This is a genomic window from Actinomadura meyerae (assembly GCF_900188445.1).
GTDB lineage: Bacteria > Actinomycetota > Actinomycetes > Streptosporangiales > Streptosporangiaceae > Spirillospora > Spirillospora meyerae.
The window spans coordinates 231,238-245,221 of record NZ_FZOR01000003.1 but is presented as its reverse complement, the minus strand read 5'-3'; the positions used below and the strand labels follow the sequence as shown (position 1 = coordinate 245,221).

Annotated in this window: 12 protein-coding genes; 11 read left to right on the top strand and 1 reads right to left on the bottom strand. The window is 73.5% G+C overall.

The genetic code is table 11. The features are described 5' to 3' along the window. Nucleotides 1-4 precede the first annotated feature (4 nt). Nucleotides 5-529 carry an acetolactate synthase small subunit gene (gene ilvN, locus CHF16_RS05845; RefSeq protein WP_089324849.1) on the top strand — a complete coding sequence of 175 codons (525 nt, stop codon included), beginning with the start codon at nt 5-7 and terminating at the stop codon, nt 527-529. A gap of 74 nt (nt 530-603) precedes the next feature. Next, a complete protein-coding gene (gene ilvC / locus CHF16_RS05840) occupies nt 604-1,587 on the top strand; it encodes a ketol-acid reductoisomerase (RefSeq protein ID WP_089324848.1) in 984 nt (327 codons plus the stop codon). Nucleotides 1,588-1,686: 99 nt separating this feature from the next. Here ilvC and CHF16_RS05835 read toward each other — a convergent pair whose 3' ends face one another. Next, nucleotides 1,687-2,478 (bottom strand): hypothetical protein, encoded by a 792-nt coding sequence (locus CHF16_RS05835; RefSeq protein ID WP_089324847.1) that lies wholly within the window; start codon nt 2,476-2,478, stop codon nt 1,687-1,689. A 139-nt stretch (nt 2,479-2,617) separates the two neighbouring features. Here CHF16_RS05835 and CHF16_RS05830 point away from each other — a divergent pair, with 139 nt between their 5' ends. The 9 genes from CHF16_RS05830 to CHF16_RS05790 all read left to right on the top strand — a co-directional run bounded on the left by CHF16_RS05830 (nt 2,618) and on the right by CHF16_RS05790 (nt 13,755). Continuing rightward, nucleotides 2,618-3,226: a PadR family transcriptional regulator gene (locus CHF16_RS05830; protein WP_089324846.1), complete on the top strand. Its 609-nt coding sequence runs from the start codon at nt 2,618-2,620 to the stop codon at nt 3,224-3,226. Continuing rightward, on the top strand, nt 3,223-3,939 hold the full coding sequence (locus CHF16_RS05825; protein WP_089324845.1) for an ABC transporter ATP-binding protein: 717 nt from the start codon (nt 3,223-3,225) through the stop codon (nt 3,937-3,939). Before CHF16_RS05830 ends, CHF16_RS05825 begins: the two co-directional genes overlap by 4 nt. Next, nucleotides 3,936-5,909, top strand: coding sequence for an FtsX-like permease family protein (locus tag CHF16_RS05820; protein ID WP_089324844.1), 1,974 nt, complete (start codon nt 3,936-3,938; stop codon nt 5,907-5,909). The genes CHF16_RS05825 and CHF16_RS05820 overlap by 4 nt, the downstream gene beginning before the upstream one ends. A gap of 105 nt (nt 5,910-6,014) precedes the next feature. Then, on the top strand, nt 6,015-7,553 hold the full coding sequence (locus CHF16_RS05815; RefSeq protein WP_089324843.1) for a DUF2079 domain-containing protein: 1,539 nt from the start codon (nt 6,015-6,017) through the stop codon (nt 7,551-7,553). Nucleotides 7,554-7,884: 331 nt separating this feature from the next. Then, nucleotides 7,885-8,523, top strand: coding sequence for a thymidylate synthase family protein (locus CHF16_RS05810; RefSeq protein ID WP_245868238.1), 639 nt, complete (start codon nt 7,885-7,887; stop codon nt 8,521-8,523). 179 nt (nt 8,524-8,702) lie between these two features. Then, nucleotides 8,703-10,292, top strand: a complete 1,590-nt coding sequence (gene serA, locus CHF16_RS05805) for a phosphoglycerate dehydrogenase (protein ID WP_089324842.1) — start codon at nt 8,703-8,705, stop codon at nt 10,290-10,292. A gap of 436 nt (nt 10,293-10,728) precedes the next feature. After that, entirely contained in the window at nt 10,729-11,394 is a 666-nt protein-coding gene (locus tag CHF16_RS05800; RefSeq protein WP_089324841.1) for a (2Fe-2S)-binding protein, read from the top strand. Between the two features lie 43 nt (nt 11,395-11,437). Continuing rightward, entirely contained in the window at nt 11,438-12,487 is a 1,050-nt protein-coding gene (locus CHF16_RS05795) for a 3-isopropylmalate dehydrogenase (RefSeq protein ID WP_089324840.1), read from the top strand. Nucleotides 12,488-12,651: 164 nt separating this feature from the next. Beyond that, nucleotides 12,652-13,755: a branched-chain amino acid aminotransferase gene (locus CHF16_RS05790; RefSeq protein ID WP_089324839.1), complete on the top strand. Its 1,104-nt coding sequence runs from the start codon at nt 12,652-12,654 to the stop codon at nt 13,753-13,755. Nucleotides 13,756-13,984 lie beyond the last annotated feature (229 nt).

Sequence of the window (13,984 nt, the reverse complement as noted above, 5' to 3'; positions counted from 1 at the left end):
CCCGATGAGCCTGCACACCCTCTCGGTGCTGGTGGAGAACAAGCCCGGCATCCTGGCCAGGGTCGCGGCGCTGTTCTCCCGGCGCGGATTCAACATCGAGTCGCTCGCGGTCGGCGTCACCGAGCACCCGGACATCTCCCGGATGACGATCGTGGTCAACGTCGCCGACCTGCCGCTCGAGCAGGTCACCAAGCAGCTCAACAAGCTGATCAACGTGCTGAAGATCGTCGAACTGGACCCGGGGGCGTCGGTCCAGCGCGAGCTGGTGCTGGTCAAGGTGCGGGCGGACGCGGAGACGCGCTCGCAGGTGCTGGAGACCGTCAACCTGTTCCGTGCCAAGGTGGTGGACGTCGCGCCGGACGCGGTCACGATCGAGGCGACCGGCAACCGCGACAAGCTGGACGCGTTCATCCGGGTCCTGGAGCCGTTCGGCATCAAGGAGCTGGTGCAGTCGGGCATGGTGGCCATCGGCCGCGGCGCCCGGTCCATCACCGACCGCTCGCTCCGGGCGATCGAGCGCAGCGCGTAGCCCGCGCGGGGCCCCGCCCCGCGCGCCGGCAGACCAACACAGATACAACGAAAGGCGACAGCACTGTGGCTGAGATGTTCTACGACGACGCCGCCGACCTGAGCGTGATCCAGGGCCGGCACGTGGCGATCATCGGCTACGGCAGCCAGGGGCACGCGCACGCGCTCTCCCTGCGCGACTCCGGCGTGGACGTCCGGGTCGGGCTCCGCGAGGGGTCGGCCAGCCGGGAGAAGGCGGAGGCCGAGGGCCTGCGCGTCGTCACCCCGGCGGAGGCGGCCGAGGAGGCCGACCTCATCATGCTGCTGGCCCCGGACCACCACCACCGGGAGATCTTCGAGAAGGACATCAAGCCGGCCCTCGTCGAGGGCGACGCGCTGTTCTTCGGGCACGGCTTCAGCATCCGCTACGACCTCGTCCAGCCGCCGGAGGGCGTGGACGTGGCGATGGTCGCGCCGAAGGGCCCGGGGCACCTTGTCCGCCGCCAGTTCGTCGCCGGGCGAGGCGTGCCGGTGATCGTGGCGGTAGAGAAGGACCCGTCGGGCAACGCCTGGCCGCTGGCCCTGTCCTACGCCAAGGCGATCGGCGGCCTGCGCGCGGGCGGCATCAAGACCACCTTCACCGAGGAGACCGAGACCGACCTGTTCGGCGAGCAGTCCGTGCTGTGCGGCGGCGTCTCCGAGCTGATCAAGACCGGGTTCGAGGTGCTGACCGAGGCCGGCTACCAGCCGGAGGTCGCCTACTTCGAGGTCCTGCACGAGATGAAGCTGATCGTGGACCTCATGTACGAGGGCGGCATCTCCAAGATGTACTGGTCGGTGTCCGACAACGCCGAGTACGGCGGCTACAGCCGCGGCCCGCGCGTGATCACGCCGGAGACCAAGGCCGCGATGAAGAAGATCCTCGGCGAGATCCAGTCCGGGCAGTACGCCAAGGAGCTGGTGGACGAGTTCGAGGGCGGCCAGAAGCAGTTCCAGCAGTACCGCGAGGAGCTGGCCGAGCACCCGATCGAGAAGACGGGCGCCGAGCTGCGCCCGATGATGAGCTGGCTCAACGACTGAGCGGTGCGCCGGAGGCGCGGGGGCGGACCGCCTCCGCGCCTCCGCCGTCTCAGCGCCTCCGCCGTCTCCGGGCGCCGGCCGGGGCTCGGAGCCGGGGGCTCAGAGGCCGAACCGGCGGAGCAGCCGGGCCCGCAGCGAGGTGCCGCCGCCGTCGCCGCCGCTGACGTAGAGCGCCAGGTGGCCGCCCCTGGTGAAGTAGACCGCGACGTCCTTCGCGCCCGCCGCCCGGCGCTGCGGGCCGGTCCGCACGCCCTCGGCGCGGACGGAGCCGAAGCGCGCCTCGCGGGTGACGCCGAGCGCGGTCGCCGCGACGTGCACGTCCCAGCGGCCGGGCGCGACGGCGGCGGGGTCGGCGACGGCCTCGAACCCGCGGGCGCCGTCCGGGCGGGGCTCGGCGGGGAAGCCGTGCTCGACGCCGGACGTCCGCTCGCGCAGGATGAGGTCGACCGCGGTGTGGTTGGTCTCGACGCGCTGGAGCGCCGCGACGCCGCGGACGCGGACCTTGCGGCCCTGCCAGGCGACCTGGTCGAGCCGGTGCTCGACGCCGACCTCGGTGGTGATGTCGGCGTCCTGCCGGGGGACGCCGCGCAGGTAGGGGTACATCGCGTAGATCCGGCCGCCGACCACCACGGCGCCCGCCGGGCTGCCCTCCACCTCGTCCCGGATCAGCCGCTCCAGCTCCTCGCGCAGGCCGTGCTGGATGCAGAACGCGCGGAGCCGCGCCGACGCGGGCATCGCCGCGCGGGCGGCCTCGCTCAGCCCCTCCTCGCCGATGACGTGGCGGGTGCCCTCCACGAGCCGCTCCCGCTGGACGCGGTCGAGGCTCAGATAGCGCTGGTCGTACAGGCGCAGCACGTCGCGCAGGACGCTGATGGTGCAGTCCGAGGTCACGGGTCTCTCCTGATCGGCCGGGGACATCGGTCACGTTAAGGGTCCGCGCGGTCGCTCACAGTGAAATCGCGGTGGTGTGTCCTCCGGGATGCATACTCGGTATTGCCTTAGGGATACGCGGTATGCATACTTGGTAGGCATGTCGATCCGTCACGGCCTGCTGGCACTGCTGTCCCAGGGGCCCCGCTACGGCTACCAGCTGCGCGCCGAATTCGAGTCCTCCACCGGCGGCACCTGGCCGCTCAACATCGGCCAGGTCTACTCCACCCTCTCCCGCCTCGAACGCGACGAACTCGTCACGCGCGTCGGCGCCGACGACGAGGGGCGGTTCGTCTACCGGATCACCCCGGCGGGCGAGGCCGACGTCCGGCGGTGGTTCGCCACCCCGCTGGTGCGAGCCGACCGCCCCCGCGACGAACTGGCGATCAAGCTGGCGATGGCCGTCACCACGCCCGGCGTGGACGTCGCCGCCGTCGTCCAGGCGCAGCGCACCGCCACGCTGCGCGCCCTCCAGGACCTCACCCGGCTGAAGGCCGACGCGCCGGCCGTCCCCACCGACCAGGGCGACCGCGCGTGGCGGCTGGTGCTGGAGTCCATGATCTTCCAGGCGGAGGCCGAGGTGCGCTGGCTGGACCACTGCGAGTCCTACGTCGCCCGCGCCGAGCCGTCCGCCGCGCCCGCCCCCGCCGCCCCGGCCGCCGAGCCCGCCGAGGCGCCGGAGCGGTCCGGGAAGGGGGCGCGGCGATGACCGCCCTCTCGCTGCGGGACGTCTCCCGCGACCACGGCCGCGGCGCGGCCCTCGTGCACGCCCTCGCCGGGGTGACGCTGGACGTCGCCGAGGGCGAGTTCGTCGCGGTGATGGGCCCGTCCGGCTCCGGCAAGTCGACCCTGCTGACGCTCGCCGGCGGGCTCGACACCCCGACGTCCGGCCAGGTCCTGGTGGACGGCGCCGACATCGGCGCGCTCGGCCGCGCCGCCCGCTCGGCGCTGCGCCGCCGCGCCGTCGGCTACGTCTTCCAGGACCTCAACCTCATCCCCAGCCTGACCGCCGCCGAGAACGCGATGCTGCCGCGCGAGCTGGACGGAGTCCGCGCCCGCAAGGCCCGCCGCGAGGCGCTGCGCGCGCTGGAGGAGGTGGGCGTCGCCGACCTCGCCGACCGGTACCCCGACGAGATGTCCGGCGGCCAGCAGCAGCGCGTCGCGATAGCGCGGGCGCTGGTCGGCGAGCGGCGGCTCGTCCTCGCCGACGAGCCGACCGGCGCGCTCGACAGCCGCACCGGCGAGGACGTCATGCGGGTGCTGCGCGGCCGCTGCGACGCGGGCGCGTCCTGCCTGATGGTCACGCACGAGTCGCGGCACGCCGCCTGGGCCGACCGGGTCGTGTTCCTGCGCGACGGCCGGCTCGTCGACTCCACCCCCGGCCGCACCGGCCCCGAGACCCTGCTGCAGGAGACGACATGACCGGCTACCGATTCGCCTTCCGGCTCGCCCGGCAGGACGCGCTGCGGTCGAAGGGCCGCACCGCGCTGGTGCTCTGCATGGTCGGGCTGCCCGTCGCCGTCGTCAGCGCCGTGGCGGTGCTCCGGGCGACGACCGCGGCCGGGGAGGGCGCGGGCGGCCCCGGCGGCGGCTCGGCCGCCGAGAGCGGCGTGCTGGCGCTGATCGTCGCCATGGCGGTGCTGGAGGTCGTGCTGCTGGCCGGCCCGGCGTTCGCGGTGGACGTCCGGCGCCGCCGCCGCGACCTCGCCCTCATCGCGTCGGCGGGCGGCGCGGGCCGGCACCTGCGCGCCGTCGTGCTGGCGAGCGGCGTCCTCCTCGGCGGGTCCGCGGCGGTGGGCGGAGCCGTGCTCGGCGTCGCCGCGGCGGCCGCCGTCAAGTGGATCGCCGAGGCCAGGGGAGAGGACCCGCTCGGCCCGTTCACCGTGCCGTGGCCGGTGCTCGCCGCGACCGTGCTGCTGGGCGCGGGCAGCGGGCTGCTGGCCGCGCTCGTCCCGGCCGCGCAGGCCGCCCGGATGGACGTCGTCGCGGCCCTCGCCGAGCGCCGCGAGGCGCCCGCCCCGGGCCGCCGCGGCTGGCCGGTCGCGGGCGCGGTGCTGGTCGTCGCGGGCGCGGCGCTGTGCCTGGAGGGCGTGCGGAGGTGGCGCGAGTTCGGCGCCGCGATCGGCGCGGCCGCGATCATCATCGGGCTCGTGCTCGCCTGCCCGTGGCTCGTCGGCGCGGCCGGGCGGGTCGCGCACGTGCTGCCGCTGCCGCTGCGCCTCGCCGTCCGGGACGGCGCCCGCAACCGGGCCCGCACCGCGCCCGCGGTCGCCGCGATCACGGCGGCGGTGGCCGGGATCACCGCGCTGGCCATCGGGGGCGCCAGCGACCTGCGGCAGGAGCGCGTGGAGTACCAGGCGCAGGTGCCCATGGGCTCGGCGGTCATCCGGCCGCCGCTGGACCGGGCGGACGAGGTCGGGGCCGCCGTCCGGCGCGACCTGCCCGGCGTGCCCGTCCTGACGCTGAAGGCCCTTCCGGGGCCGGAGGGGGTCTGCACGACCGGTGACTGGTCGCGGTGCCCCGCCGTGACCTTCGCCGCCGAGCACGACGAGAACGCCGCCTTCGACCTCATGGACAACGTGGTCGGCGGCGCCCGCGAGGCCCGGCTCGTCCTCGGCCGCGACGACCCCGCCGTGACGTCCGCGCTGGCGGCGGGCAAGATCGTGCTGTTCCGCGCCAAGCCCCCGGCCGGGGGGACGACCACGGCCAAGGTGTCCTACTGGGCCGACGACGAGGAGCACACGCTCCGGACGATCGCCGACCTGCCGGCCGTCGCCGCGCCCGGCGACCCCCACGTGCGGGCCATCGTCCCGCCCGCGGCCGCGGCGAAGATCGGGCTGCCCGTCCGGACGGAGGCGTTCGCCGTCGACCGCGCCGACCACCGCGTCACCCGGGCCGAGCAGGCCCGCCTCGACAGGACGCTCGACTCCTTCACCCGGGACGACGGGTCCGTCTACGTCGAGCGCGGCTTCACCGGGTCGTTCGGCAAGGTCGCGCTGGTGCTGGCCGCGGCGGCGGGCGTGCTCGCGCTCGGCGGGGCGCTGATCGCCACCGGCCTGGCCTCCGCCGACGCCAGGCCCGACCTCGCGACGCTCGGCGCGGTGGGCGCCCGGCCGCGCACCCGGAGGCTGCTGGCCATGGGGCGGGCCGCGTTCATCGCCGCGCTCGGCTGCTGGCTCGGCATCGCCGGCGGGCTCGTCCCCGGCATCGCGGTGGCGTACCCGCTCACCGGCGAGGTCGAGACGACCGGCGCGGCGGCGCACGGGGTGATCCTCGACATCCCGTGGACGCTGCTCCTCGCCGTCGGCGCCGGCATCCCGCTGATCGTCGCGCTCGTCGCCGGGGCGACGTCCTCCGCGCGGCTTCCGGCGACCCGCCGCATCGCGGCGTAGCGGCCCCGCCCTCCGGGAAAGGCGCGGTCATGGACCCGCGCCGGCCGGGGCAAACGCGCGGGCCGGAACCCGGCCGCGCGCCGGACCGGTGATAGCGTCCGGCGCGTGGCCGAGGTCGTCGTCGCGCAGGAACCCGTCGGGAAGGTTCCGGCCGGCACCGGGGGAGGCGCCCGGCGCCGCCCCCGGCTGCCGCTCGCCGCGCTGGCCGCGGCGAGCGCGCTGCTGTACGCGGCCTACGCGCTGATGCGGCTGCGCGCCTTCCGGACCGGCAGCTACGACCTGGTGATCTTCGACCAGGCGGTCCGCTCCTACAGCCGGTTCGACCTGCCGGTCGCGATGGTGAAGGGCGTCCACAACGGCTTCGGGCCGGACTTCTCCGTCCTCGGCGACCACTTCTCGCCGATCCTCGCGCTGCTCGCGCCGCTCTACTGGATCCACGACGGTCCCGAGACGCTGCTCGTCGCGCAGGCCGTCCTGCTCGCGCTCGCGATCTGGCCGATCTGGCGGTACACCGAGCGCAGGCTCGGCGCCGGCGCCGCGTACTGCGCCTCGGCCGCCTACGCGCTGTCCTGGCCGATCGCCGAGGCGCTCGCGTTCGACTTCCACGAGGTCGCGTTCGTCCCGCTGCTGTCGGCGCTGCTGGTCGAGCGGTACGACGCCGGGCGGCGCGGCCACGCGGCGGTCGCGGCGGCCGCGCTGCTGCTCGTCAAGGAGGACATGGGGCTCCTGCTGACGGGCTTCGGCCTCTACCTGCTGACCCGGCCCGACGAGCCGGACGGTGAGCGGCGGCGGCTGCGCGACCTGCTGCCCCGCGGCGACCGGCGGGCCGGTCTCGCCTACGCCGTCGTCGGGGTGTGCGCCACGTGGCTCAGTTCCCAGGTGCTCATCTCGGCTTTCGGCGGTGACAACGGCTACTACTGGGCGTACGGGGCGCTCGGCCACGACGTGCCGCACGCCGCCGCCCACGCCCTCACCCATCCGTGGGAGGTCGCCGCCGTGCTGGTCGACCCGCCGCAGAAGGTGCTGACGATGGCGCTGGTCGTCCTGCCGCTGCTCCTGCTGCCGCTGGCGTCCCCGCTGACCCTCACCGCCGTGCCGCTGCTCGCCGAGCGGATGCTCGCGAGCAGCTTCCCCAACTGGTGGGAGCCGCACTACCACTACAACGCCTTCGTCATCGCCGTGCTCGTCCTCGCGGCGGCGGACGGAGCGGCGCGGCTGCGCGGCCTGCCGGGGAGGGCGCGGCGCGTCCCGCCCGTCCTGCCGATGGCGGGCGTGCTGGCCGCGACGCTCGTCTGCGTGCCGTTCTTCGCCTACCGGCACCTGGCCGACCCGGCGCTGTGGCGGCAGAACGAGCGCGCCCGCGCCGCCGCGGCGGCGGCCGCCGTGGTCCCCGACGGCGCGCTCGTCGAGGCGGCCAACGGCGTCGGGCCCGCGCTGACGTCCCGCGCCCGCGTCCTGCTGTGGGACGAGCACTCGCGCGGCGCGCCCTGGGTGGTGGCCTACGTCGGGCGGCTGGAGTTCCCGTTCCCGTCGGTCGCCGAGCAGCGGCGGCGGGTCGCCGGGCTGGAGGACGCGGGCTACCGGACGGTGTTCCGGCGGTCCGGCTACATCGTGCTGCACCGCGACGCCCCCGGTCCGCGGTGACGCGACCGGTCGGCGGGATTGTCCAGTGACTCGTGGACGACATCGCGGTCAGAATTCCAGTGAAGGCACCGTCAGGACAAATATCCCTATCGTTTCTGGGTACTTTGCCTGATACTTGAAGAAAGCCGTGACGGCCGCGGTCGCCGCGCGGAGAACCTGCGCGAACACCCGTGTGACCGCCGCCGGAACGGTCCTGGCGCGGAGCGGATGAACGGTGTGAGGTCGATCGAGGGCGGCGGACCGCCGCGGACCGGAGGCGGCGCGCAATTGCGCGACGGCGCGGCGATCGTACGGCTAGTCAATTTCCTGAATAACGGCGCGGAGTCATGACATGCCGGCGCATGGGGACAACGACGTCCGGCGCTGGGAGACCTGCGGCCGCGCGTGGATCGGCGTGCTGCGGCACGTCTGGTCCGCCGGCGAGGCCGGGCTGGAGGACGGCGGGCCCATCATCGAGGGGCCCCCGCTGCTGTTCGAGGTCGCCTCGCTGAGCTGGGAGGACCCGATCCTCCACGAGCACGGCGACCGGGCGCGGCTGGTCCGGCGCGCCCAGGAGCGCACCCGCCGCGTCGTCCGCGGGCGGTACTGGCCCCGGCTGCACGACCTGGACGGCCACGACCAGATCCGGTGGGTGGTCGACCTGCTGCGGGCCAGGCCGTGGACGACCAGCGCGTGGATCTCGCTGACGATCCCGGGCGAGCCGGCCGACGGGCTGCCTGCGCTCACCGCGCTGTCGTTCCGGATCCGCGGCTACCGGCTGACCATGACCGCGATGTTCCGGTCGCAGAACGTCCACCGCGCCTACCTGATGTACATCCCGCTGCGCGAGGTGCAGCTCGGCGTCGCCGAGGAGCTCGGGCTGCCCGCCGGGCCGCTGCGGGTGTTCGTGGACGTGCCGCACGTGCACGTCGCCGACGCCGAGCGGGTGGCGTCCGTGCTCGCCGCCGTACCGGAACCGAACGCCGCCTGACAGAACGGGGCGAACCCGCAGTTACCGGCCAGTCTTTCCCTGCCGCGAACCGCCGCCGCCCCCTGGTTATAGACTCGGCTGCCGGGGGCGAGGTCCACGACGAGGTGACTCGCGACTTCACCTGCACTCATCTGCACGCACACCACACGAACATCCACTTTTCGAAGGACTGTTTCCTCTTGAGCAAGCCCGTCGTCCTCGTCGCAGAAGAACTCTCCCCGGCCGGCATCGCCGTGCTGGAGGCCGACTTCGAGGTCCGGAGCGTGGACGGCAGCGACCGCGAGCAGCTGCTCCCGGCCGTCGCCGACGTCGACGCCCTGATCGTCCGGAGCGCCACCAAGGTCACCGCCGAGGTGTTCCAGCACGCCAGGAAGCTCCGCGTCGTCGCCCGCGCCGGCGTCGGCCTCGACAACGTCGACGTGGAGGCCGCCACCAAGGCCGGCGTCATGGTCGTCAACGCGCCCACGTCCAACATCGTCACCGCCGCCGAGCACGCGATCGCGCTGCTGCTCGCCACCGCGCGCAACGTCCCGCAGGGCCACGCCGCGCTCAAGCAGGGCGAGTGGAAGCGCTCGAAGTACACCGGCGTCGAGCTGCAGGGCAAGACCGTCGGCGTGCTCGGCCTCGGCCGGATCGGCGTCCTGGTCGCCCAGCGCCTGGCCGCCTTCGACATGAACGTGATCGCCTTCGACCCGTACGTGCAGGCCGCCCGCGCCGCCCAGCTCGGCGTCAGGCTGGTCACGCTCGACGAACTGCTGCGCGAGAGCGACTTCATCACCGTCCACCTGCCGAAGACGCCCGAGACCCTCGGCCTGGTGGGCGACGCCGAGCTGCACAAGGTCAAGCCGAACGTGCGGATCGTCAACGCCGCGCGCGGCGGGATCGTCGACGAGCAGGCCCTCGACCTCGCGCTCAAGGACGGCCGCGTCGCCGGCGCCGGGCTCGACGTGTTCAGCAGCGAGCCCTGCACCGACAGCCCGCTGTTCCACCACGACAACGTCGTGGTCACCCCGCACCTCGGCGCCAGCACCCACGAGGCGCAGGAGAAGGCGGGCACGCAGGTCGCCCGCTCGGTGAAGCTCGCGCTGTCCGGCGAGTTCGTGCCGGACGCCGTCAACGTGCAGGGCGGCGCGGTCGCCGAGGACGTCAAGCCCGGCCTGCCGCTCGCCGAGAAGCTCGGCCGCATCTTCACCGCGCTCGCCGGCGGCGTCCCGGTCCGGCTCGACGTCGTCGTCCGCGGCGAGATCGCCGAGCACGACGTGAAGGTCCTGGAGCTCGCCGCGCTCAAGGGCGTCTTCGTGGACGTCATCGAGGAGGCCGTGACCTTCGTCAACGCGCCGCTGCTGGCCCGCGACCGCGGCGTCGAGGTCACCCTCACCACCTCCGAGGACAGCCCCGACTGGCGCAACGTCGTGCAGGTGCGCGGCACGATGGCCGACGGCGCCGTCGTCTCGGTCTCCGGCACGCTCACCGGCCCCAAGCACGCCGAGCGCATCATCGAGATCAACGGCTACAACATGGAGCTCGTCCCGACCGAGCACATGGCGTTCTTCTCCTACGTCGACCGCCCCGGCATCGTCGGCGCCGTCGGCAAGCTGCTCGGCGACGAGCAGGTCAACATCGCCGGCATGCAGGTCGGCCGGGACGCCAAGGGTGGCAAGGCGCTGATCGCCCTCACCGTCGACTCCGCCATCGCGCCGCAGCTCGTGGACGCCATCACCCGCGAGGTCGGCGCCGACATGGGCCGCCGCGTCGACCTGGAGGGCTGACCGCCCGCCGCTCGTCTCACATATTGAGAACCTCCGCCACGGATCGGGACAACCCGCCGTGGCGGAGGTATTCTCGCAGGTAGTCATGCGGCGCTTCGTAGTAATCCTTCGCTGGCCGCAGCGGGGCCTGATCATCGGCTGGCCGGCACCCGCTGCGGAGGCCCTGCCTGGCCGTGAGCCCGATGCCCCCGCCGGACCGTGCGAACCCACGCTCCCGGCGACGGCCCCTCCCGCCACAGCACAGCGAACTTGGAGCATTTGCCATGGACGACACCTGGAACACCACGGCCGAGGAAGCCGAAGAAGAGGCCGCCCGAGCCCTGCAGACCGCCCTGGACCGCCGGGCCGAGTAGTCCGGCGGGCCGGAGAGCGACAGCGGCCGGGGCGCTGGTGACACCGCCCCGGCCGTTTCCCTGCCTGCTGCGAGACTGGGCGGGTGGACGTTGCCAGGACTGATGAGGTCGCCGGAGTCCTGCGCGATGCCGGTCGGCTCGGGCCCTACTTCGAGCTTCGCGCGGGCGGGACGGACGGCGGCACCTGGCGGCCGTTCGGGACTGACGGCCCGCGCCTCGGTGACCTGACCCTCGATCATGCCGAGCGGCTCGGCACGGGGGAGCGGCGGGTCGCCGCCTCCCTGCTCTTCCAGGGGCTCGCGGCGCGCGTGTGGTCGCCGGTTCTCGCGGCGGCGGCGGTCGGCGTCGTGCCCGACATGGCGGAGTTGCAGTGGTCATGGGCGCCCGGCGAGCCGATCAGGCTCGGTGTTCCGGAGCCGCGCGGTTGGCGGGTCGACGGCCCTGCCGAGGCCGCCTCGGTGATCCACCCCATGGTCGTGGACGGCCTTCTCCGGCCGCTGCGGGCCTCGATGGCCGAGATCGTCCGGATGGCGGGCGGGCTCGTGTGGGGGAACGCGGCGTCGGCGCTGGCGGGCACGATGCGGGTGCCGGGGTCCCCGGTGCGGGCCGCGCTGGTGCGCGAGCTCCTCGCACGGGAGCCCCTCGCGGGCACCCTGGACGACCGGTTCGTCCGCAGGAGCTGCTGCCTGTACTACCGGGTGCCCGGCGGCGGGATGTGCGGCGATTGCGGGCTCTTGACCGGATCGTGAGACGGAAGCCCAGGCATTGAGACGTTTGCAGTAGAGTGCGCGCATGGCTTCGCGCAGCATTCGTCTGGCCGTCATCCCCGGCGACGGGATCGGCCCCGAGGTGGTCGCCGAGGGGCTGAAGGTCCTCGGCGCCGTGCCCGGCGACCTTACGTTCGAGCAGACCTCCTACGACCTGGGCGCCGCACGCTGGCACCGGACGGGGGAGACGCTGCCCGACTCGGTGCTGGCCGAGCTGCGCGAGCAGGACGTCATCCTGCTCGGCGCGGTCGGCGACCCGAGCGTGCCCAGCGGGACGCTGGAGCGCGGCCTGCTGCTGCGCACCCGCTTCGAGCTCGACCACTACGTCAACCTGCGGCCGGTGAAGCTGTTCCCCGGCGTCGCGACGCCGCTCGCCGGCGTGTCGCCCGCCGACATCGACATGGTCGTCGTCCGGGAGGGCACCGAGGGCCCCTACACCGGCGTCGGCGGGGTGCTGCGCAAGGGCACGCCGCACGAGGTCGCCACGCAGGAGAGCGTGAACACCGCGTACGGGGTCGAGCGGGTCATCCGGTACGCGTTCGAGGTCGCGGCGTCCCGTCCGCGCAAGAAGCTCACGCTCGTCCACAAGGACAACGTGCTCACCTTCGCGGGCGACCTGTACCAGCGCGTCCTCAAGCGGGTCGGCGAGGAGTACCCGCAGGTCTCCACGGACTACGTGCACGTCGACGCGGCGACGATGTTCTTCGTGAGCCAGCCGCAGCGGTTCGACGTGGTGGTCACCGACAACCTGTTCGGCGACATCATCACCGACATCGGCGCCGCGATCGCGGGCGGGATCGGGCTCGCGGCGTCCGGCAACGTCAACCCCGACCGGACGGCGCCGTCGATGTTCGAGCCGGTGCACGGCAGCGCCCCCGACATCGCCGGGCAGGGCAAGGCCGACCCGACCGCCACGATCCTGTCCGTCGCCATGCTGCTCGACCACATCGGGGAGGGCGAGGCCGCCCGCCTGGTCGAGCAGGCCGTCTCCGACGACCTGGCCGAGCGCGCCGCGCTGGGCGCCCGGTCCACGTCCCAGATCGGCGACGCGATCGCCAAGCGAGTATCCGGGTAGGGCACGCCCCCGTCCGGACGGACCGGGTGTGCTCTCGCGGCGCACCCGGTCTTCGGCATGCGCCGCGCGTGGAGGAGCAGGTCTAGACGAAGTACGACAATAGGGATGAGAGACGCCACAGCGGCGATGGGGCCGCCCGGCGATCCGCGAGAGGACGAACCGCGATGAGCGACACCCTGGAGTTCGAGATCACGCGCACCGAGCGGCCCGCGAGCGCCGCCGAGCGGGCCGCGGTCCTGGCCGATCCCGGCTTCGGCCGGCACTTCACCGACCACATGGTCACGATCAGGTACTCGGCCGAGCGCGGCTGGCACGACGCGAGACTCCAGCCCTACGGGCCGATCCCGATGGACCCGGCCTCGCAGGTCTTCCACTACGCCCAGGAGCTCTTCGAGGGTCTCAAGGCCTACAAGCAGCCGGACGGGTCCATCGTCACCTTCCGGCCGTACATGAACGCGGCGCGGATGAACCGCTCCGCCAAGCGGATGGCGATGCCGGAGATCCCCGAGCAGCTGTTCGTCGACGCGATCGAGCTGCTCGTCCGCACCGACCGGGACTGGGTCCCCGACACCGAGGGCCACAGCCTCTACCTGCGGCCGTTCATGTTCGCCACGACCCGCGCGCTCGGCGTCAACAGCCCGGCGAGCGAGTTCCTGTTCATGGTCATCGCGTCGCCGTCCGGGCTGTACTACCCGCGCGGCATCAAGCCCGTCTCGGTGTGGCTGTCGCAGGACTACACCCGCGCCGCCCCCGGCGGGACGGGCGAGGCCAAGTTCGGCGGCAACTACGCGGCGTCGTTCGCCGGGCAGGCCGAGGCCGTCGCGCAGGGCTGCGACCAGGTCGTCTGGCTCGACGCGGTGGAGCACCGCTGGGTCGAGGAGGTCGGCTCGATGAACCTCATGTTCGTCTACGGCTCCGGATCGCACGCCCGCCTGCTCACCCCCGCGCTCACCGGCACGCTGCTCGCCGGGGTCACCCGCGACTCGATGCTCAAGCTGGCGCCCGACCTCGGCATCCCGGCCGCGGAGGGCAAGATCAGCATCGACGAGTGGCAGCAGGGCTGCGCGTCGGGCGAGATCACCGAGGTGTTCGGCTGCGGCACCGCCGCGATCATCAGCCCGGTCGGCCGGGTCAAGGGCCGGGACCGGGAGTGGACGATCGGGGACGGCGAGCCCGGCGAGATCTCGATGCGGCTCCGCCAGGAACTGGTCGGCATCCAGTACGGCACCCGCCCCGACCCCTACGGCTGGGTCCACAAGATCGTTTAGTCGTCCGACCTGCGGTTCCACCGGCCCCGGCAGGCCACTGCCGGGGCATGGCCGTCTCACCATCCGAGACGGATGTCCCAAGCATTCGACGCCTGTGGCAGACTGGAGCGCATCATGCGCAACAGCCTCGTCATTATCGGCTGGCGCGCCGGCAGCTAACGGGACACCGCCGGCGCGCAGACCTCTCACGTCCGTGAGGGGTCTTTTTTGTGCCCTGGCGCCACCCTCT